The 21,378-nt window shown below is 39.7% G+C and carries 18 protein-coding genes; 9 read left to right on the forward strand and 9 right to left on the reverse strand.

Going from position 1 to position 21,378, the window contains the following annotated elements; all coding sequences use genetic code 11:
• Nucleotides 1-37: 37 nt before the first annotated feature.
• Nucleotides 38-1,822, reverse strand: a complete 1,785-nt coding sequence (locus B4237_RS08955; protein ID WP_278596537.1) for a bifunctional metallophosphatase/5'-nucleotidase — start codon at nt 1,820-1,822, stop codon at nt 38-40.
• Between the two features lie 218 nt (nt 1,823-2,040).
• Between B4237_RS08955 and B4237_RS08960 the strand changes: the two genes are divergently transcribed.
• A complete protein-coding gene (locus tag B4237_RS08960) occupies nt 2,041-3,036 on the forward strand; it encodes a DUF2804 domain-containing protein (RefSeq protein WP_278596538.1) in 996 nt (331 codons plus the stop codon).
• A 105-nt stretch (nt 3,037-3,141) separates the two neighbouring features.
• Here B4237_RS08960 and B4237_RS08965 read toward each other — a convergent pair whose 3' ends face one another.
• The gene (locus tag B4237_RS08965) at nt 3,142-4,017 is read right to left on the reverse strand and encodes a metal-dependent hydrolase (RefSeq protein WP_061523671.1); all 876 of its coding nucleotides are present in this window, start codon (nt 4,015-4,017) and stop codon (nt 3,142-3,144) included.
• Between the two features lie 116 nt (nt 4,018-4,133).
• Here B4237_RS08965 and B4237_RS08970 point away from each other — a divergent pair, with 116 nt between their 5' ends.
• Nucleotides 4,134-5,156 (forward strand): AraC family transcriptional regulator, encoded by a 1,023-nt coding sequence (locus B4237_RS08970; protein WP_278596539.1) that lies wholly within the window; start codon nt 4,134-4,136, stop codon nt 5,154-5,156.
• A gap of 289 nt (nt 5,157-5,445) precedes the next feature.
• On the opposite strand, the gene B4237_RS08975 is transcribed toward B4237_RS08970, so the two are convergent.
• Complete coding sequence (locus B4237_RS08975; protein ID WP_278596540.1) at nt 5,446-6,777, reverse strand: Na+/H+ antiporter NhaC family protein; 1,332 nt, start codon at nt 6,775-6,777, stop codon at nt 5,446-5,448.
• Nucleotides 6,778-7,053: 276 nt separating this feature from the next.
• On the opposite strand from B4237_RS08975, the gene trpA reads away from it, so the two are divergent.
• From trpA to B4237_RS08995, 4 genes are read left to right on the forward strand one after another with little or no spacing between them, the layout of a single operon-like run.
• Nucleotides 7,054-7,857: a tryptophan synthase subunit alpha gene (gene trpA, locus B4237_RS08980; RefSeq protein WP_004877253.1), complete on the forward strand. Its 804-nt coding sequence runs from the start codon at nt 7,054-7,056 to the stop codon at nt 7,855-7,857.
• Nucleotides 7,854-8,750, forward strand: a complete 897-nt coding sequence (accD, locus tag B4237_RS08985; protein WP_004877252.1) for an acetyl-CoA carboxylase, carboxyltransferase subunit beta — start codon at nt 7,854-7,856, stop codon at nt 8,748-8,750. Before trpA ends, accD begins: the two co-directional genes overlap by 4 nt.
• Nucleotides 8,747-10,033, forward strand: a complete 1,287-nt coding sequence (folC, locus tag B4237_RS08990) for a bifunctional tetrahydrofolate synthase/dihydrofolate synthase (protein WP_286942786.1) — start codon at nt 8,747-8,749, stop codon at nt 10,031-10,033. The genes accD and folC overlap by 4 nt, the downstream gene beginning before the upstream one ends.
• Complete coding sequence (locus B4237_RS08995; RefSeq protein WP_278596542.1) at nt 10,024-11,094, forward strand: SPOR domain-containing protein; 1,071 nt, start codon at nt 10,024-10,026, stop codon at nt 11,092-11,094. The genes folC and B4237_RS08995 overlap by 10 nt, the downstream gene beginning before the upstream one ends.
• Nucleotides 11,095-11,119: 25 nt before the next feature.
• Here B4237_RS08995 and B4237_RS09000 read toward each other — a convergent pair whose 3' ends face one another.
• The 3 genes from B4237_RS09000 to B4237_RS09010 form a co-directional block, all read right to left on the reverse strand.
• A complete protein-coding gene (locus tag B4237_RS09000) occupies nt 11,120-11,701 on the reverse strand; it encodes a dual specificity protein phosphatase family protein (RefSeq protein WP_031234923.1) in 582 nt (193 codons plus the stop codon).
• A gap of 1 nt (nt 11,702) precedes the next feature.
• Nucleotides 11,703-12,512, reverse strand: coding sequence for an MBL fold metallo-hydrolase (locus B4237_RS09005; protein WP_278595385.1), 810 nt, complete (start codon nt 12,510-12,512; stop codon nt 11,703-11,705).
• Nucleotides 12,513-12,802: 290 nt separating this feature from the next.
• A complete protein-coding gene (locus B4237_RS09010) occupies nt 12,803-13,444 on the reverse strand; it encodes a peroxiredoxin (RefSeq protein ID WP_278595384.1) in 642 nt (213 codons plus the stop codon).
• Nucleotides 13,445-13,820: 376 nt separating this feature from the next.
• Here B4237_RS09010 and secA point away from each other — a divergent pair, with 376 nt between their 5' ends.
• Nucleotides 13,821-16,553, forward strand: a complete 2,733-nt coding sequence (secA, locus tag B4237_RS09015) for a preprotein translocase subunit SecA (protein ID WP_286942789.1) — start codon at nt 13,821-13,823, stop codon at nt 16,551-16,553.
• A gap of 141 nt (nt 16,554-16,694) precedes the next feature.
• Nucleotides 16,695-17,102: a hypothetical protein gene (locus B4237_RS09020; protein WP_004877239.1), complete on the forward strand. Its 408-nt coding sequence runs from the start codon at nt 16,695-16,697 to the stop codon at nt 17,100-17,102.
• 60 nt (nt 17,103-17,162) lie between these two features.
• Here B4237_RS09020 and lpxO read toward each other — a convergent pair whose 3' ends face one another.
• From lpxO to trhA, 3 genes are all read right to left on the reverse strand, one after another.
• Complete coding sequence (gene lpxO / locus B4237_RS09025) at nt 17,163-18,068, reverse strand: lipid A hydroxylase LpxO (RefSeq protein ID WP_023014101.1); 906 nt, start codon at nt 18,066-18,068, stop codon at nt 17,163-17,165.
• A 224-nt stretch (nt 18,069-18,292) separates the two neighbouring features.
• Nucleotides 18,293-19,603, reverse strand: coding sequence for an MFS transporter (locus B4237_RS09030; RefSeq protein WP_007482548.1), 1,311 nt, complete (start codon nt 19,601-19,603; stop codon nt 18,293-18,295).
• A 120-nt stretch (nt 19,604-19,723) separates the two neighbouring features.
• Nucleotides 19,724-20,365, reverse strand: a complete 642-nt coding sequence (gene trhA, locus B4237_RS09035; RefSeq protein WP_278595382.1) for a PAQR family membrane homeostasis protein TrhA — start codon at nt 20,363-20,365, stop codon at nt 19,724-19,726.
• Nucleotides 20,366-20,466: 101 nt separating this feature from the next.
• Here trhA and B4237_RS09040 point away from each other — a divergent pair.
• Nucleotides 20,467-21,378 (forward strand): class I SAM-dependent methyltransferase (locus B4237_RS09040; protein ID WP_286942792.1); only part of this gene is annotated, 912 nt, incomplete at its 3' end.

Below are 21,378 nucleotides of genomic sequence, written 5' to 3' on the forward strand. Positions count from 1 at the left end.
AAGGGAAGCAAAAGCTTCCCTTTTTTTACTCACTATTTTATTGAACTAACTTGATTCGATTGGTATTTGGTACCGTAAGCGGAGAGTTTTGAGTAACATATTTTTCCAATGCATCAATATCTTGACCGCCACCAATTGGGTTCTTACCATCTTTTAGAACAGTAAAGTTATCACCGCCATCTGCAAGGAAGCTATTTACGGTCACACGATAAACTTTTGTATCAACAAGTGGTTGTCCTGCGACCATGACAAGACTTGCACGCGGTGATACAGAACTATCTTTGTTGTAAGAATATCTAAACTCTTTCGATGGTTGCAAGATGCGGACAGTTGCTGCATTCGCGCCAGACCATTGTTGTTCTAATACATCTCGAATTTGTTTGCCCGTAAGGCTTAAAGTCACTAATGAATTACCAAATGGTTGTACCGTAAATACATCGCCGAATGTGATTTGATTATTGGTGTTAATGAGTAGATCAGCACGTACACCCCCTGGATTCATTAAGGTGAAATCAGAACCTTGATCACTAGCAGCTAATGCAGCGGCTTGTTGGGCATCCGCAATCAGATTCCCTAATGCACTTTCGCCACTTTCAGTTGCAGTACGGCTAATTACACTGTTCGCAGTACCCACAACGCGAGCAGAGATAGTCGTTACTGCTTGGCGATATTTATCAAGTATGGCTTCGATGCTCGGCGTTTTATTGAATTTTTCATAAAGATTAGTCAAATTTACCGTATTTGAACCAGAGGTATACGCTTCACTTTGAACAGGAACTTGAGAGGCATCTTTTTTGATCACATCCCCTGTTTTACCATCCAATTCTAGTTGAATATTGGTAATTGCTGTACCGTATTGACCAGCGGAAGTGAGTAAAAATGGTTTTTGCGGATTTTTGGTTGCGTAATCGCAGATATAAGACTGATGTGTGTGACCAGACACAACAACATCTATAGCTGGGTCTAAGCGATCTAAAATTCCCAATAGTGGCCCACTTAATCCATCACATGTTTTGCTATTAAACTTGGTACTTGGCGCAACCCCTTCATGCACCACAACGACAATGGCTTCAATACCTTGTTTTTTTAACTCGGGAACTAAAGCATTGACTGTATCGGCTTCATCATGAAAATCAACATCCTTAATACCCGCAGCAGAGACGATGCTGGGTGTTGCTTTTAAAGTCATACCGATAAATGCAACTGGTATGCCACCATAGGTTTTGACTTTATATGCAGGAAATAATGTTTTACTTGGATCTGCTTTCATCGAAACGTTGGCAGCCAAAAAGTTGAATTTTGCACCCTCAAAGTTTGGGTTGATTTGACATGGTTTAGCACTGGTATATTGCTCACATCCACCATTTTGTAAACGACGTAATTCATCTGCACCACGGTCAAACTCATGATTCCCTACAGCATTGAAATCAATATGAATATCATTCATGGTTTCAATGGTTGGTTCGTCTAGGAATAGCGATGAGGTGAGGGGTGACGCACTAATTAAATCACCAGCAGAAACGACAGCATTATTTGGATATTTAGCACGGAGTTTATTTATTGCATCGGCAAAATAACTTACCCCACCAACAGGGATTCGTACTGATTTACTGGTATCTGTTGGATCTTCTGCTTCAATATAGCGTTTTGGTGGTTCTAAGTTTCCATGAAAGTCATTGAATGCAAGGATGTTAATGCTTTGATTTTGGCGTTCAGCAACAGGTGGTTGATTGCTATTATCAGCGTTATTGTCGTTGCATGCCGTTAAAGCTAAAAGCATTAAACATAATGCTTTTGTTTTGAATATTGTTTGCAGAGTCATATTTTTATCAACTGGTATAAGATTGTTTTTAAAAATAAAGTGTTCGTATGAATCTTTGATGAAAAAAATGCATGACAGCTACTCGTGAATGCTGTCTGAAGAAATGATGAATCATGCTTAAATTTTGTATAAATTTTATTCTTTTAATGGTGTTAATCTTCTGATTTACAGACTATTATTGGCAAAGATTTAAACAATCAGTCATGGAATGTTTTGAAATGGATTTGATACAAGCCAATGGTCAGCCTCGTTATGGGCGTTTTGACCACGTACCATCACGAATAAATCTAGATGACTATATTTATAAAACACCTTATGGTCAGATACTCAAAGGTTGGCGTAAACAACTTAAATATAAAAAATTTAAATTTTGTGGCTTACAGCATGAGCATTTCAGTATTGGCATCGCGATTGTCGATCTATCATGGGCAGGGCATGGTTTTTTCTATGTCTATGACCATCTCGCTAAAAAAGTAATTGAATGGAATGCAATTCAACCGCTTGCTATGAAAACGCAACTGGATGAACAACCATTATTTAGTCAAAGTTATTTCAAAAAGTCAGCTTATCAATTCGATATGCAACATGCCAATGGCGTGCGTTATATTCAAGTAACTAAGCATGGTGAAATTCAGTTAAAAGCACGGATTTTTTGTGCGGGTACGGATGCCTTAAGTTTATGTAGCCCGACAGGTATTAATGGTTGGACTTATACTCAAAAGCAAACCACATTGGCGGTTGAAGGGTTCTTTATTAGCCCAGATCGACAACAGATTGAATTTAATGCTCATAGCCTTGCAGCACTGGATGATACTTGTGGTTTTCTGCGACCTGAGACGGCTTGGTTCTGGTTGTCTTGCCAGTTCCGTGATGCGCAAGATCGCCGTATTGGTATCAATCTGGCATCAGGTGTGAATGAAAGTTTTGGTAATGAAAATGCGCTGTGGGTCAATGGACGTTTGTATCCACTGACGGATGTTCTATTTGAACAACAAAGTGAAATGACATGGTCGATTCGTTCTTTAGGTGGATGTTTGAATTTGATGGTGGAAACAGGTTGGTGTCGTTTTGAGAATATTAACTTACGTCTCATCGGCAGCCAGTTTAATCAATGGCAAGCGAAAGTCAGCGGTACGATTGTGCATGAACAGGTTGAAGTGGTGTCATTAGATAATGAATATGGCTTATTAGAACAGCATTATGCGAAGTGGTGAGTAAACAAATAAAAATTTCCTCTAGCCCCTCTTTAAAAAAGAGGGGAACTAGAATGCTTAACCGAGTGGTATTACTGATATAGAGGGAATTTTATTTTAGGTAAGTTAAAGTCCTGCTTGCCAAAAAGCTTCACCCGCAGCAATTGGGTCATTGGTCTTGGCTAAAGTATCAATCCAAACATCATATTGACGAATAACAGGATGTTGATTTGGGTGAAAATCTTTTTTAAACCAGTCACTGTATTGCGCTCTTTTCGCAGTCAAAATACCGTTACGACCAAAGAACCACGGCAAGCCTTTACGAGCCATATCAAAACGTTGTCTCAAGCTAAAACCATCGGTTTTGAGCATCACATCAGTACGATATAGAGTAAAACCAAACATCATCACTGTGGTAAAGACCAAGGCAAAGCGACGGGTCGCTTCTGGGACTTCACCGACTTCGCGCATCACATCAAAAGCCACGTCGCGATGCTCCATTTCCTCAATCGCGTGCCAAGCGAATAGTGCTCTTACATAAGGATCAGCCTCAGCCAAAGTTTCTTTTTTACTATAAAAAGTATCTGCCATCAGTGCAGTTAAATGCTCGGCTGCTGCGGTCATGGCAATGTTGTATTGAGCCGAACGATTTTTTAATTCAAATCTAAAAATCTTTTTCAAACGCGTGGTGAACTGATCAACAGGCATGCCTTGCTCTTTCATGATCTGATTCATTTTGTCGTGTGCAATACCATGCTGCGCTTCCTGACGAATGAAGTCAGCGACACGTTCCTGTAACTCAGGATCATTAATTTTGTCGCGGAATAAACGCACGCACTCAATAAAATAGCGTTCGCCATCAGGAAAGGTGAGACTTAATGCATCAAACATACGTGTGCGGAAAGGATCACCGCCAAACCAAAAGCGAGGTGCTTGATCGAGGTGAAAATCTAATTTGGTTCTTACAATTGGATCAACTTGATAGGAAACATGTGCATTCATCTTTGCTATTCCTTGTCTTTTTCATGAACTCAGTATGAAAAAAGTTCAACAAAATGTTTTGACAGTTACAGCCAAGTTTTATACAAATAACGACATATCAGGGATGAGATTGGCGTATGTCAGTTAAAATTATAATTGGATATTTGCGGCTATTTAATCGCGTTTTACAACAAGAACAAATTGATTTGTCAAAAGTTGTTTCGCCTGAGCTTTGGCATGCTTTCCAAAACTGTCTAGAAAACCCTGATGAACAAGACTTTGACGTTGAGCGTTATGCTTTATTGTTACAAGCTGCTCAACCACATTTCACACGGCCAATTACGTTGGTTCTAGCTGAACATGCTAATTTGCAAGATTTAGGATTGATGGGTTATTTGGCATCGACTAGTTTTGATTTGCAGCAAGCTTTGCAATTGTTACAACGTTACTATTCTCTGGTGTTCAAACAAACCAATTTAGAACAACTCAATGTTCAGCAACTACCTGAATATATTCAAATCGTTTGGAGTGCATCTTATCCTGACTATCGAGAAATGTATGAGCTTAATTTAGCGTTGATTTTTAAAATTGCTCAGTCGATTGTGTTAGATCATTTAGCACCACCGCAAATGATTCAGTTTGGATATGCACCGCATACATCGCTATATCATTTCGAGCGTTTTTATGGCTGTTCTATTCAAGTTCAATCTGGGCAATATGCGATACGATTTTCCAACCAGATTTTAAAAGCCAAAAGTATTGCTGCGGATCAGCAGCTGAATCAGGTGTTGTCGACACAAGCGCAGCAGTCATTGAGTAGGATTAGCTCGATTGAGATTCAGCAACAACAATTCAGACAAAAGATTTTGACTTATATTGAGCAAGGTTTAGTACAACAAGAAGAAGTGTTGCAGAGTTATGTGGCTAAGCGATTGCATTGTTCTGAAAGAACTTTACAGCGACAACTCAAGATGTATCAGCTTAATTTTCAAGATATTCTGGATCAATATCGTTTGGAGCAAAGTAAGCTGTATTTACAACAAGGAAAATCACTTTCTGAAATTGCGGAACTTTTGAATTATGCGGATCAAAGTGCGTTTGGGCGTGCATTTAAGCGTTGGACAGGGCATACGCCGAAACAGTTTTTAAAATCTCTTTAGATTTTAAATCAGACTGCTAGTCAAACTTTTAATTCATCAGTGAGTTTAACTAAGGTCGTTCAATTGATGAATAATCAGATGGGTTTGATATTTTCCTTACTTTTAAGGATGAAAGTAAAAATCCTCTGTTCGACTGACGTTTCGTCCTGAGCAAATTTTAACGCACTGCTTTGAAATGCAGCGCAATACAAGTTCAACGGGCGACATCCATGTCGCCTGTCACGATAGTAGACTATTGTCTAAATTAAAGCGTTATTAAGAGTAGAGCTTGATCAGTAATTCAAATTTTCTATTGGTTTTTTAAACGTGGATAATTAAATGCGATTGCGAAAATAGCAAAGATAGCCAAAATCCAACAATAGTAAATATGTCCAATTAGCTCAACGGGTGAGAGTTTAGCAATTGAACAAGCAAGTAGAAGTTGAGCGCCGTATGGGATCATTCCTTGCACCACACACGAGAAAATATCAAGCAATGCTGCACTACGTTTAGGATCAACGCCATATTCTTTAGCAACTTCTCGAGCCATATCACCTGAAAGAATGATCGCAACGGTATTATTGGCAACAAATAGGTTGGAAAAGACCACGAGGAAGCTGATTCCAAACTCACCAGCGCGTTGTTTGCCAAATTTAAATAACCGTGTAATTGCGTAAATACGTTGAATTAGCCATTCTAATCCGCCTTCTTTTTGCATCAACGCCGAAAGCCCGCCAAGTAGCATCGAGAGTAATGCAACTTCGAACATGCCAACAAAACCGTCATAGATACTGCTGTTGAGTTTTGCAAGATTAAATTCAGGCAAACTCACTAAACCAATCGCACCAGACAATACGACACCAATCATTAAAACGGCTAAGACATGCAGACGAGTAAATGCAAGAAAAAATACAGCGAGATAAGGCAAAATCAACCAAATATCAAAAGGTTTAGATGCAATCGCATTGGCTTGATGACTCAGTGCAATATAAACCCCGAGTGTGATGATTGCCGCTGGCAATGCGATCCAAACATTGACTTTAAATTTATCTCTTAATTCAACATTTTGACTGCGTGTTGCTGCGATAGTCGTGTCTGAAATCATCGACAAGTTATCACCAAACATTGCACCGCCAACCACAGCACCGATTGCATAGAGCGGGGTAATATCTGTTGCTTGTGAGAAACCAAAGGCGATGGGGGCACAGGCTGCAATCGTTCCCATTGATGTTCCCATTGCGGTTGCAATGAAAGCGGCAATAATAAATAGCATTGGTAAGACATATTCAGCTGAAATCAAAGACAGCCCAAGCTGAACCGTGGCATCTACACTACCAATCGCGCCTGATATGCTTGCAAATGCTCCTGCCAGCATAAACACCATAAACATCAATATGAGATTGGGGTGACTCGCACCTTGTAGAAACTCTTCAATTGCCGCATTTAACTTATGTTTATATAGCAGTAATGCCAAAATGACAGCGGGTATCGCTGCTACAGGAGCTTTGACTTGATAAAACGCAAATTCAGTCCCTATCATTGAATGATATAGACCACTCCCGAGAAAGATGATCAAAAATACCAATAGCGGCAACAAAGCAAGCGCATTGCTTTGCACTTTTTCCTGAGAGTGGGCAGACATAAAAATAAAAAGAAAACTTAGAAATTGCGCGTAGTATAAAGGAGCTTTGCTAATTTCTAAAATGCCGAGATATTCGCTCAAAATTAGGAAGCTTTGATCATTGAGAAAAAATTGAAAATATAGATAAATGTGCAAGTGGGATTGGAAGTCGTCATATTCACTGTTGCAATCACGTCAAACTCTGTTCAATGAACAAAAAATAGCGTTACAATGCAGTGTTTTTGTATGACTACAAACAACTCCTCAATTTATATAAATCAAGGAAAGCATAATCCTATGTCACGTCTTGCCACTCGTTTTGAACAGCTTAAATCTCAGCAACGTAAAGCGCTTGTTTCTTATGTAATGGCAGGTGACCCGCATCCGCAGGTAACAGTTCCTTTGCTTCATCAAATGGTTGAAGCAGGTGTTGATGTGATTGAGCTTGGTCTACCATTTTCAGATCCAATGGCTGATGGTCCTGTGATTGCTTTAGCTGCTGAGCGTGCTTTGGCAGGCGGAACCAATACTTTAGATGCTTTGGATATGGTTAAAGCCTTTCGTGAAAAAGATCAAACGACACCCGTTGTTTTGATGGGATATTTAAATCCTGTTGAAGTGATTGGTTATGAAAAGTTTGTCGCTTATGCGAAAGACTGTGGTGTTGATGGTGTTCTTTTGGTGGATTTACCACCTGAAGAGTCGAAGCAGTTTGGTGAAGTCTTGAAACAAAATGAGATGGATCAAATCTTCTTGCTTGCACCGACATCAACCGACAATCGTATTCAACACGTGGTTGATCAAGCCAGCGGTTTTGTTTACTACGTGTCACTAAAAGGTGTGACAGGTGCAGCAACATTAGATACCTCAGAAGCTGCGGCGCGTATTGCAAAAATTAAATCGAAAACCAATGTTCCTGTAGGTGTTGGTTTTGGGATTAGTGATGCAGCGTCTGCTAAAGCAATGGGTCAAGTTGCTGACGCGGTGATTGTAGGAAGTGCTTTCGTTAAATCTTTTGCAGCATTGCCAGCAGATGAAGCTGTGCAACAGACGGTGAATAAAGTGAAGGAGCTTCGAGCTGCGCTCGATGAGTTAGTATGAGTCAAGAATTAACAGCAGGGAAGGTTCTTAGCCCTTCAACACCTTGGACTGATCGTCAAGTTCCAGGTATTCAAGTTGCTGATGAACAACAGACATTCAAAGCGACGTTTACAGAACCTACGATTGAATGCCCTGAATGCCATGCACTTGTGACACGTACTGCAATGTCATTTAATGCTTACGTTTGCCCTCAGTGCGATGAGCATTTACGTATGCGCGCCCGTGATCGTTTGAACTGGTTCTTTGATCAAGTCAATGGTGAGCTTGGACAAGAGTTTAGTGCAAAAGATCCATTACAGTTTGTGGATAGCCGCCCTTACCCAGATCGTATGCGAGAGGCTCAAGATAAAACGGGTGAAACTGAAGCATTGATTGTCATGCAAGGTTCACTTAAAGGTTTAGATTTGATTGCATGTGCATTTGACTTCGACTTTATGGGCGGGTCAATGGGCACAGTAGTTGGTGATCGTTTTGTACAAGCGGCAGAGCGTGCGATTGCATTACATCAACCATTAATCTGTTTCGCAGCTTCTGGTGGTGCACGTATGCAAGAAGGCATGTTGTCTTTGATGCAAATGGCGCGTACTGCAGCTGCAATCCAAAAAATGAAAGAAGCACGTGTACCTTATTTAGTGGTACTCACTCACCCAGTTTATGGTGGTGTAACTGCGTCATTAGCCATGTTAGGCGATGTACATATTGCTGAACCGAAGGCTATGATTGGCTTTGCTGGTAAGCGAGTGATTGAACAAACGGTACGTGAAAAATTGGAAGAACCATTCCAACGTGCAGAATATTTGCTTGATCATGGTGTGGTCGATCAAATTGTTCATCGTCATGCATTACGTGATACTGTATACAGACTTGTAGCTAAACTGATGAACTTACCTTGAGACAGCACGCACCACATTCTACAGATACATTAACAACATGGCTCGATTATTGGAGCCATGTTCATGTTACAGGGATTGATTTAGGTATAGAACGTGTTATTCCTGTCGCTGAAAAGCTAGGTGTAATGCGACCTAAAGCAAAAGTTTTTACGGTTGCTGGAACCAATGGCAAAGGTTCAACCACAACAACTTTAGCTGCTATTTTAAATGCGCAAGGTTATAAAGTTGGGCTGTATCAATCCCCACACATTTATCGTTTTAATGAGCGAGTTAAACTTGCTGGAATCGAAGTTGATGATCAGCATTTGATTGATGCTTTTGTTTTAGTTGATCAAGCACGCCGTGAATGTGATCTGAGCTTATCTTTCTTTGAAGCAACCACTTTGGCTGCTTTTGTTATTTTTAAGCAACAGCAATGTGATGTGTGGGTACTTGAAGTTGGCTTAGGTGGTCGTTTAGATGTTGTTAATGTGATCGATCCTGATATTGCGGTTATTACCAATATTGGATTGGATCATACTGATTGGTTAGGCGACAGCATTGAAAAGATTGCCTTTGAAAAAGCGGGTATTATTCGTCCCAACATTCCTGTCATTTTTGCTGGTCAACAACAGCTCCCTCAAGCGATTCAAGATAAAGTCACTGACACTCAAGCACAGTTGTATACGCTGAATCGAGATTATTTTTATCAATTAAATGAAGATGGTGAGACGTGGTCTTTTGCTTCTTCTGGTACAACCCTAAAATTACCTGTTGGTCAATTAGCGTTAGATAATATTTCGACAGCAGTCGCAGCGATATTGCTGATCGGCGTTGAAGTGACACAAGCTGCAATCGCAAGCGGAATTTTAAATGCTCGATTGCAGGGTCGTTTTGAAATTCGTCAAATTAAAGATAAAACGGTGATCTTTGATGCGGGCCATAACCCACATGGCGTCGAATTTTTATTGAATCAGTTGCGAAAATTCTTAAAATACAATAAACAGTACACAGAAGTTGTGGCTGTATTTTCCATGTTGGCAGATAAAGATATTGCTTCTGTCACCGATTTACTAAAAACAACAGTAAAAAATTGGTTTATTGCTACTTTAGATGTGCCTAGAGCCGCGCCTATGCCGCAGTTAACAGATGCGCTTCGTGGTGAACAGGTCGATGAGTTTGGCAGCATTCAGCAAGCGTTTGAAACTGCACTGAAGCAAAGCAATAACAATCAATTGATTTTAGTCTGTGGTTCGTTTCATACCTTGGAAGCGGTCTGGGAGTATTTAGAAGAATGTCAATGAATAACAAACAACGTTGGATGGGTGGCGTTGTTTTACTAGGTGGTGGTGTTTTATTGGCAGCATTACTTCTGAAAGGTAATGAAGAAATAGAGCAAGATAAAGCGCAAGCTGAGATTACTCATCCCATTCCCAAAACAGGCTCAACTCCAAAAACAGCACAACCTGCACAAGATAGTGACATGGTTTCATTACAACCTTTAGCGGTTGATGTTGAAACAGAAAAACGTTTACTAGAAGAACAACGTAGATCTCGTGAAAAAGCAGTGGCTGAACAAGAAGCAAGAGCTGCTGAGTTTTTGAAGATGCAACAAGAGGCAGAAGCGGCAGCAGCACGTAAAGCAGCTGAAGAATATGCAGCGTTAAATGCACGCCGAGCAGCTGAGCAAGAAAGTTCAGACAATATTCCACCAGAAGTTGCTGAAGATGATAAGGCTAAAGCACAACGTCTGGCAGAAGAGAAGCGTAAGCAAGACGAAAAGAAAAAGGCTGAACAGCAAAAAGTAGATCAGCAAAAAGCTGATGCGGACAAGAAAGCGACGGAAGAGAAACGTAAAGCAGAAGCTGAGAAAAAGGCTGCTGAAGATAAGCGTAAAGCTGAGGCTGAGAAGAAGGCTGCTGAAGATAAACGTAAAGCTGAGGCTGAGAAGAAGGCTGCTGAAGATAAGCGTAAAGCAGAAGCTGAGAAGAAGGCTGCCGAAGAAAAACGTAAAGCAGAAGCAGATAAAAAAGCTGCTGATGAGAAAAAGCGTAAGGCTGATGAAGCTAAGAAGAAAGCTGAGGCTGATAAAGCGCGTGAGATCATGGAAAGTGGCGATAAGAACTGGATGGTTCAGGTTGCTTTGGCTGCGAATCAAGCCAATGCAGATGCTGTTGTATCAAAGCTACGTGCTAAAGGCTATAAAGTGACAACAAGCCCAACGTCTAAAGGTATCCGTATTATGGTCGGTCCTGCCAAAGACCGTGATATTGCAGATGCGACTCGTAAGAAGATCACAAGCGATGAAAGTTTAAATATGAAGTCAGCGTGGGTAATTGATTGGGTTCCACTTGATCAACGTTAAATGAAACCCTTGCCTAAACTTTGATTTAAGATGGATTCGACAGTTGCTGTTGAATCCATTTTACATTTTGAGGTGTAAATAAATGATCAATGTTTTTCCAAATCACATGATAACCATAGCCGCCTTCTTTCATTTCTTTTACGGCATCATCAATTGACCAATTTTCGAAAATAATTCGATACATGGCAATCGTTGCACCAGTACGGTCAGAACCGTGATAACAATGTACTAAAATTTTATGATTATTCTGCTTTGCTATTTGGATCGCTTTCATTGCTTTCAACAAATCTGAACGATTAATTGCCCACGTATAAATTGGAATATGAACCAAATTAAAATTCTGATCTTTTAAAACAATGGCATCTTCATTGCGAGCTCGCAAATTGATGATGGTATCAATTTTTTCAGATTTTAATGTTTGGGCTAACTCAGCATTTGGCTGCTCGCTTCGAAATACATCCTGACTCACTTGATAGAAATTGTGCGAATTTGAGATGAGTGTTCCCCAGTTTTGGGGGCGTTGCTCGTCATCTAAGCTCGGGTGCTTCATGCATCCACTGACACTCAGTGTCGTAACTAAAATCGTGGCAATAAGAGTTCTTTTCATATTACTGATAACGGTTAAATTCAACTGGATCGTGGGCACAAATTAACTCAATACTTGATTCGTGTTGAGCGAGATATTGTAACTGCTTGAGATTATGTATTCGTTGCTGGTTATTTTCTGCAAATAACCGTTCAGTGATACCGAGTGCACGAAGTTTATTGTTCGGATCTAACTCTAAATGTGAATAATAAGCATCACCACAGAAAAGTAACCAACCATCCGATTTTTTAATTGCAATCCCACAGTGACCAGCTGTATGTCCTAGCAGGGGAATCATCAAGATTTCATCTTGAAATAAAGGTAATCCTCTGACTTTTTGAAGATTAAACCATTCTTCGCCATCATTATGTTCAGCAAAGCTCCAATAGCGATGTTGTTTAAATTGGTCTGTTTTATAACGAAGTTTATTTTTAATAGATAAGGATTGTGTCGCATTAAACTCCGCTGCAAGTACATGAACTGTTGCATTTGGAAAATCTGAAATGCCGCCTGCATGATCAAAATAGAGATGAGTGACAAAGATATGTTTCACGTCATTTTGGCTAAAACCGAGTTGTTGAATTTGTTGAATGGCACTTAATTTTAAATTTGATTCGATATGCCCAACTTTTTTAACTAAAGTACCAAGGCGCTTTTCCATATTTAAATAATCTTGTAAGCCCAATCCCGTATCAATCAGCACTAAGCCTCGATCAGTTTCAATTAAGAGGCAATGGCAGACCAGATGTGCTTTCCAACCTTTCTGTCCAAATAATGGCGCGCATACAGGGCAAAAGCTTCCACAATGTAAATGATGGATGTTATAGATCATGAGCGTTTTTATTGTGTAATGAGCTGACTTATTCTTATAGCCTATTGATGCGTGCATACCCAAATATTTATTTCAAAAAAATGCCTATCGAGTAGATAGGCGATGGAGTTTTAATTTTTTATATTGCAAAATTTTGTGTATTTTTCGCTTTAATTGAAGCCTTTAAAAGTTAATTACCAGCATAGCTATTTATCTTTCTTGCAGAGCTTTGTTGATTCTCAGGAACGAGCGTTGCTCGTCTTTATTGCTACGCACTTCGTTTGTCTTGCACCGCGATTAAAGCATAAGCTTTAATCTTGTTCAGGTTGTGGTGTCAATCTTAAGTAAGGTTTGATGGCCTTATAGCCCTTTGGAAAACGTTGTTTGATTTCATCTTCATCTTTTAATGATGGAACAATCACAACTTCCTCACCTTGTTGCCAATTCGCAGGCGTTGCAACTTTATGATGATCCGTTAATTGCAATGAATCGATCACACGAAGTATTTCATTAAAATTACGACCTGTGGACGCAGGGTAGGTAATAATCAGACGAACTTTTTTATTTGGATCAATAATAATGAGTGAGCGAACAGTTAGTGTTTCACTGGCGTTTGGATGAATAAATCCGTACAGCTCAGACACTTTACGGTCTTTATCCGCAATAATCGGAAAATTAACGGTCGTATTTTGAGTTTCGTTAATGTCTTGAATCCAATTTTTATGAGACTCAACATCATCAACTGAAAGGGCAATCGCTTTAACACCACGTTTGCTAAATTCCTCTGAGAGCTTTGCAGTAAAGCCTAATTCAGTTGTACAAACAGGGGTGAAGTCAGCTGGATGCGAAAATAAAACACCCCAATGACCATCCAAGAATGAATAAAAATCAATGTGGCCTACACTTGATTCTTGTTGGAAATTTGGAGCGATATCGCCTAATCGTAATGTCATAATAAATCCTAAAAATATTGTGTAATGGTCTTGTATGAACTCAATATGCAGCATTCAATTTATAAAGAAAATTATTGTTTTTTGATGTTGTTATGCATTTTTAAGATATAAGCAAAAAAGCGGTGTTAAAATATTGATCAGAATTTCACATTCAAGTCGATGTAACTTAAATGCAAATTTGCTACATTAACCGTCTTTAGTTGATTGATGTCAGAATCGCCTAGCAGATTTTTTTACCTGTTTGGATGCAAAGCCCTTGTAGTTCTTATTTCTGACACCATAATAAGGCTTATTCAGCTTTCTTTGATGAAAGCTTTAAGCTCGAAAGCTAAGAAAAAATTACCTATTTAAACAAACAGGATTAGAGAGTTTATTCATGTTGGCAAGTCTGATCGGAGGTATCTTCGGTACTAAAAATGAGCGTGAACTCAAACGCATGCGTAAAATTGTTGAGCAAATCAATGCGCTTGAACCGACGATATCTGCACTAAACGATGCAGACCTTTCTGCAAAAACTCCAGAATTCAAACAACGATTTAACAACGGTGAAAGCTTAGATAAATTATTGCCAGAAGCGTTTGCTGTTTGTCGTGAAGCTGCAAAACGTGTGATGGGTATGCGTCATTATGACGTTCAGCTTATCGGTGGTATTACACTTCATGAAGGTAAAATTGCCGAGATGCGTACTGGTGAGGGTAAAACTCTCATGGGTACATTGGCATGTTATCTCAATGCATTAAGTGGTCAAGGTGTTCACGTGATTACCGTGAATGATTACTTAGCACAGCGTGATGCTGAGTTGAACCGTCCATTATTCGAGTTTTTAGGTTTGAGCATCGGTGTGATTTATTCGATGCAAATGCCTGATGAGAAAGCTCAAGCTTATCTTTCTGATATTACTTACGGTACGAACAACGAGTTTGGTTTCGATTATCTTCGAGACAATATGGTGTTTTCTCTACAAGAGAAAAAACAACGTGGTTTAAGCTATGCGATTATTGATGAGGTCGATTCGATCTTAATTGATGAAGCGCGTACACCATTGATCATTTCTGGTCAAAGTGAAGATTCATCTCAGCTCTATCAATTAATCAACAGTATTCCACCAAAACTACATCCACAAAAAGAAGAGAAAGTGGCTGATGGCGGTCATTTCTGGGTGGACGAGAAACAACGTTCGGTTGAAATGACTGAAGTGGGTTATGAAACTGTTGAACAAGAATTGATTCGTATGGGCTTGTTAGCTGAAGGTGAAAGCCTCTATTCAGCAACAAACTTAAACTTGGTTCATCATGTAACTGCAGCTATTCGTGCACATTATTTATATCAAAAGAACGTGCATTACATCATTGGTATTAATCCACAAACACAGAAAGAAGAAGTGATTATTGTGGATGAAAGCACTGGTCGTACTATGCCTGGTCGTCGTTGGTCTGAGGGTTTGCACCAAGCAGTTGAAGCCAAAGAGAACATGGAAATTCAACCAGAAAACCAAACTTTGGCAACCACGACTTTCCAAAATTATTTCCGTCTTTATAAAAAGCTTTCAGGTATGACAGGTACTGCTGATACTGAAGCAGCGGAAATGAAAGAAATTTATGGCTTAGATGTTGTGATTATCCCAACGCACCGTCCAATGGTTCGTCAAGATCACAACGACTTAATCTATCTAAATCGTAATGGTAAATACAACGCTATCATCGAAGAAATTACCAATATCCGTACTCAAGGTGTTGCACCAATTTTGATTGGTACAGCAACGATTGAGGCGAGTGAGATTTTATCTGCAAAACTACTGCAAGCTGGTATTCATCACGAAGTTTTGAACGCGAAACAGCATGAGCGTGAAGCAGATATTATTGCGCAAGCGGGTAGCCCAAATGCAGTAACGATTGCTACTAACATGGCTGGTCGTGGTACGGATATCTTGCTTGGTGGTAACTGGAAAGCCAAACTTGCAAAAATTGAGAATCATACTGCTGAAGATGAAGCTCGTTTACAAGCACAGTGGGAAAAAGATCACGAAGATGTTTTAAGTTCCGGTGGTTTACATATTATCGGTTCTGAACGTCACGAATCACGTCGTATCGATAACCAGCTGCGTGGTCGTGCCGGCCGTCAAGGTGATCCAGGTGTGTCACGTTTCTATCTGTCTCTTGAAGATGATTTGATGCGTATCTTCGCGGGTGATCGTGTTGTTGCAATGATGCGTGCGATGGGTTTACAAGAGAACGAAGCCATTGAACACAAAATGGTGAGCCGTTCAATTGAGAATGCACAACGTAAAGTAGAAGCGCGTAACTTTGATATTCGTAAGAACTTATTGAAGTACGATGACGTGAATAACGAACAGCGTAAGATTATTTACTCTCAACGTGATGAAATCCTAGCTGAAAGTACGTTGCAAGACTACATCGAAGAAATGCATCATGAGGTGATGAAGGGTGTTATTGCGAACTTTATTCCACCTGAGTCAATCCACGATCAGTGGGATATTGAAGGTTTAGAAAATGCATTACGCGCGGATTTAGGGGTTGATCTTCCTATTCATCAATGGTTAGAACAAGATCGCCGTTTAGATGAAGAAGGTCTGGTTGCACGTATCTCTGATGAGGTTGTGGCACGTTATCGTCAACGTCGTGAACAGATGGGTGCTGAATCAGCTTCAATGCTTGAGCGTCACTTCATGTTGAACTCGTTAGATCGTCACTGGAAAGATCATTTGGCTGCGATGGATTATTTACGCCAAGGGATTCACTTACGTGGCTACGCACAGAAAAATCCTGAGCAAGAATACAAAAAAGAAGCATTTAACTTATTTGTGAATATGCTCGGTATTATTAAGTCAGATGTGGTGACTGATCTTTCTCGTGTACATGTACCGACAGCTGAGGAGCTAGCAGAGTTAGAAGCTCAACAGCAACGTCAAGCTGAGTCTATGCGTCTTTCATTTGAACATGATGATGTGGATGGTTTAACGGGTGAAGTGACCGTTTCAGAGGAAACTGAAGGTGATTTGAACCAAGCATTCCCTGTACCAGAAAGCCGTAATGCGCCATGTCCATGTGGATCTGGCCTTAAATATAAGCAATGTCACGGTAAAATCTAAACGATTTAGATCAAATGGCATAAAAAGCAGAGCATAGGTCTCTGCTTTTTTACGAGAAGTAACTTGAGTCAAAACTGGCTTTGTAGTTTCATAAATAGACTTAAAGATCTTGATTGAATTCGCATTAAAAGCGGGAAGACAATGAAAAAAGCATTACAACTTTTAGTTTTAGCGAGTACAGCACTAACAGGTTTGGCATTTGCAAATGAGGCGACGCAAACGACGACTGTTGATAAAGTGATGGCTGCAAAAGGTTCAACTACAGCCGAAGCGCAAGTGAAACGTGAAGTGACGACAGTCGTCAGTCCTCGCACAGGAATCCGTTATACACTTGGTGATACGGGTAATCGTCCAATTGTATTGCAAACTGCGGCAATTGCGCCTGCAAACTCTGCAAACATCAATCGTATTGTTGCGTCTAATCCAGCACTATCTGCAAAAAGCCAAGAAAAAGCCAAGATTGCTTTAATTGGTGAAGCGGCTGTACAAGCTGCTGATGCTGCGGCAGCTCAAACTGCAAGTGCTCAGACACAGCAAGCTGCTCAATAATATCGAGTAGGCAATAAAAAAGAGATGCTTTCGCATCTCTTTTTTATTGATGAATCAGGATTATAGAATACTTGGTAGTAGGATTAAGCCAATAATAATAGCAAACAATAACCACTTCGAAGCATAGTAAAGTGGACGGTTACGAGCTTTTAAACCACGTCCATAGTGATGAACTGCATACCCATATTTGAAAATACGGTTGATAAAACCTGTTTTATCTTGATCGTCATTAGGCGAACTCGCTGCTGACATGACATTACGACCAAACCAATGGTTGAACTTTTGCGCCCAGCCCCATTTCATTGGACGTTCAATATCACAGAACAAGATGATGCGAGTTTCATCTGTTTTGTTTTCAGCCCAATGTACATAGGTTTCATCAAAAACCGTTGCCTCACCATCTCGCCAGCTATAACGCTCTTGATCGACTTCAATAAAGCAATCATCACTATTTGGTGTTACGAGACCTAAGTGATAGCGTACTGAGCCAGCATAAGGATCACGATGTTTACCTAAATAACTACCAGAAGGCAGTTCTGTAAACATGGCAGCTTTCACAGAAGGAATGCTTTCAAGCAATGCAACTGTTTTAGGGCAAAGTTGTTGCGCAGATGGATGGCTGTCTTGGTACCATTTCAAATAGAAACGCTTCCAACCACGTTTGAAAAAAGTGTTAAAACCTGCATCATTATTTTTTTCAGCTGCTTTAATTTGATTTTGTAGCTGAATGGCTTCTTCTCGAATCACCTGCCAATTGTCTTGTAATGGTTGTAGCTCTGGAAATTGAGCAACATCAAAGAATGGCTGATTAGGTAATTTAGAAAAACCAGTCATAAACATGTTGACTGGTGCTAAGAATGTAGAATGGTCGAATAATTGTCGAGATGCTTTTAATCGTTCCTTACCACGGTAAAAAGTGTATAAAAAACTGACTAAAAATACGGCAACGATAATCACTGCGTACATAAGTACAATCGTCTAAAAAATAGGAGGCGACTATTCTAGCATAAAAAATATTGCCGAGAATGTGTGGCGTTGATCAATATAATGCGACGAACTGTGCTGTCTGATGAGTGGTTGTTCGATAGAAGATGAATGATGATAGTAAGGGCAGAATGGATGTAATTAACTTATAAGATCATTATTGGATAGGCTGAGCATCAGAGTAATGCTCAGCCTAATATAAAACACTAAATTTGATTATTTACATCATCGTTTTTGGTTTCACGAATCAATAAAAATGCAATTAAAGATAAGATTGACGCAACACTGAGATATAAACCAACAGCGCCTAAGCCATAGCTTTCAGCAAGTTTTGTCGCAATATAGGGTGCAAATGAAGCGCCAAAAATACCTGCTAAGTTAAAGGTCAATGCTGAACCTGTATAGCGTACTGAGATTGGGAAAATTTCAGACAGTACCGTGCCGATTGGGCCATAGGTCAATCCCATGATCGAAAGCCCCATACATAAGAACAAGAATACGAGAATTGGGCTACCTGAGCCAAGTAAAGGGGCAAAGCACAAACCAAATAAAGCAGATAATACACATACGGCAATCGATGTATTTTTACGACCAAACTTCTCAGCAAAAATTGCAGACAAAGGAATAAATCCTGCAAAACATAAGGTAGCAACCAGTTGTAATTCTAAGAATTCACTGCGCGTATATCCCAACTGTGTTGTTCCCCATGTTAAGGCGAAAACGGTAGTGAGATAGAACACTACGAAGGTACAGATTGCAGCAATTGTGCCAAGCACTAACATTGGGAAATGTTTGGTCATCACCTCTTTGAAAGGAACATTGACCTCTTTCTGTTTGTTCAGAACTTTTTGGAACGCAGGTGTTTCATGCAGTTTTAAACGAATATAGAGTCCCACTAACACTAAAATTGAACTTGCGACAAATGGGATACGCCATCCCCAAGTCATAAATGCTTGCTCAGACATAAATGCAGTAAGTAATAGGAAGGAACCTGTTGCCAAGATAAAGCCAATCGGTGCACCTAGTTGAGGAAACATTCCATACCAAGCACGTTTACCTTCAGGGGCATTTTCAGTTGCAAGTAGGACGGCACCACTCCATTCACCACCTAAACCAAGCCCTTGACCTAAACGACACAAGGCCAATAATAAAGGTGCAACGATTCCAATTTGAGCATAAGTTGGGAGGAGACCAATACATACGGTTGAAATACCCATGGTCAACAGTGCTGCTACAAGGGTTGCCTTACGTCCAATCCGATCCCCTAAGTGTCCAAAAATGGCAGCACCGATGGGACGTGCTATAAATGCGATCGCAAATGTCGCTAATGATTGCAAAATAGCTGCACTGCCACTGCTTTCAGGGAAAAATAGATGAGGGAAGATCAGGACTGCTGCGGTGGCGTAGATGTAAAAGTCAAAAAACTCAATCGTTGTGCCGACCAGACTGGCGAATAATACCCTTACTTTTGAATTGGTTGCCACTTCTGTGGTGACAGTCGTAGAACTTGACGACATACAAGACCTTCATTTTTTGTGTTCAAGAAGCAGAAATGAAACTGTCTTGAAATTCCTTTTTGAATGCGGGATTTACTCAGAAAACTGAAAGTTAAGATTTAAGTTGTTGAGTGACCAAGCTTAAAGTACATAACAATAGATTGCTAGAAAGTGTAAACCTGCCCCTATTAGCACAAAAACATGCCAAATTGCGTGGGTATATCTTACCTTTTTTAAAGCATAAAACAACGTACCGACCGTATAGGCAACACCGCCAACGATGAGTAATTGAATTGCACCCTGTGAGAGATACTTTTGCATATCATCCATGACCAAAACAGCTAACCAGCCCATAACAATATAAGCTGCTAAAGAGACCTTTTGGAAACGATGAATAAAAACTAATTTAAAGAGAGTGCCAATCAAAGCAATAACCCAAAGTGCAATCAGTAAGTAATGCGCTTTGGCTGTTGGGATTGCGATACTGAGGAAGGGGGTATAGGTTCCTGCAATTAAATAATAAATCGCAGTATGATCCAGTTTTTTATACCAATAACGTTTACGTTCATCTTGCGCAAAATGATAGATCATTGAACTAAACAGTAATAAGACAAGGCTGAAGCCATAGACCCATAGACTAAGCCATTGTCCGAGTGGCAGTGTATGTCCCTTAATAATCAAGCATACAGATGCAATGAGTGCGAGTGCAGCACCCATACCATGACTATATGCATTAAGTAGTTCTTCTTTGGGGTCATAGTCCAACAATGTTTTTGTGTTCATCTAGCAATTAGGCTGCATAAAAATACAACTGTATCGTAATGCAATTTCCCTTTTAAAGTAAGACGCTTTAAAATTTAGTTTCTATTTGTCAGGTTTTCATTATGTTTGCGCCGAATTTTTCATTTGAACAAGAACAGCAGTTTTTCTTGGATATCCAGCAATCGATTGAAAATCAAAGCTTTGATCGTCTGATCTTGAGTCAGTATAAAGGTGAGTTGGCACAATTAGAGAAAATGACATTCCGACAAATTGATTTACAAGGTCAAGCCACTTTATCTTGTCTATATCATTATCCGACACAAGACATGACCAAAAACTATTCTATTGATGAAGGTTTAGAAAAAATTGCTGAACTTTTATCGCAATCCAAACAAGCCAATCTTTTTACGTTGCATGAAGATGTTCAACTTAAGAAAAATAAAAAGAAAGCGATGTTAAGTCGACAAAAAAAACAAGCAGAAGCAACTAAAATCGAGCAACAGCATAATCGTGAAAAACATCGTTATGTACAACAGCAGAGTCCATTTTTAAAGCATCTTGGTATTACTGATGAAAAGGGACAAGTAATTCCAAGCATGGCACGTAAATGGAAACAGATTAATAAGTTTATTGAAATCTTTTCAAATGCCTATGAACAAATCGATGCATCCCAACAAGCGTTGAATATTGTAGATTTTGGTTCAGGTAAAGGTTATTTAACTTTTGCTTTATATGATTATTTACAGGCTCAAAATAAAACGCCGTTGATTACAGGTGTTGAATTACGTTCTAACTTAGTTGAGTTCTGTCAGCAGGTCGCAGATGAGGTTGGATTTAATCATCTTGATTTTTTTGAAGGTGATGTGCGTAGTTATTCTCCTGAAAAATTAGATGTGATGATTGCACTACATGCCTGTGACATTGCAACTGATTTTGCGATTCATACAGGTATTCGTTTAAATGCTTCAATGATTATGTGTGCGCCATGTTGTCATAAAGAACTACGTCCGCAGTTGAAAAGCCCAGAGGTATTA

It is taken from the genome of Acinetobacter sp. UBA6526, from assembly GCF_002434875.1.
GTDB classification, from domain to species: domain Bacteria; phylum Pseudomonadota; class Gammaproteobacteria; order Pseudomonadales; family Moraxellaceae; genus Acinetobacter; species Acinetobacter venetianus.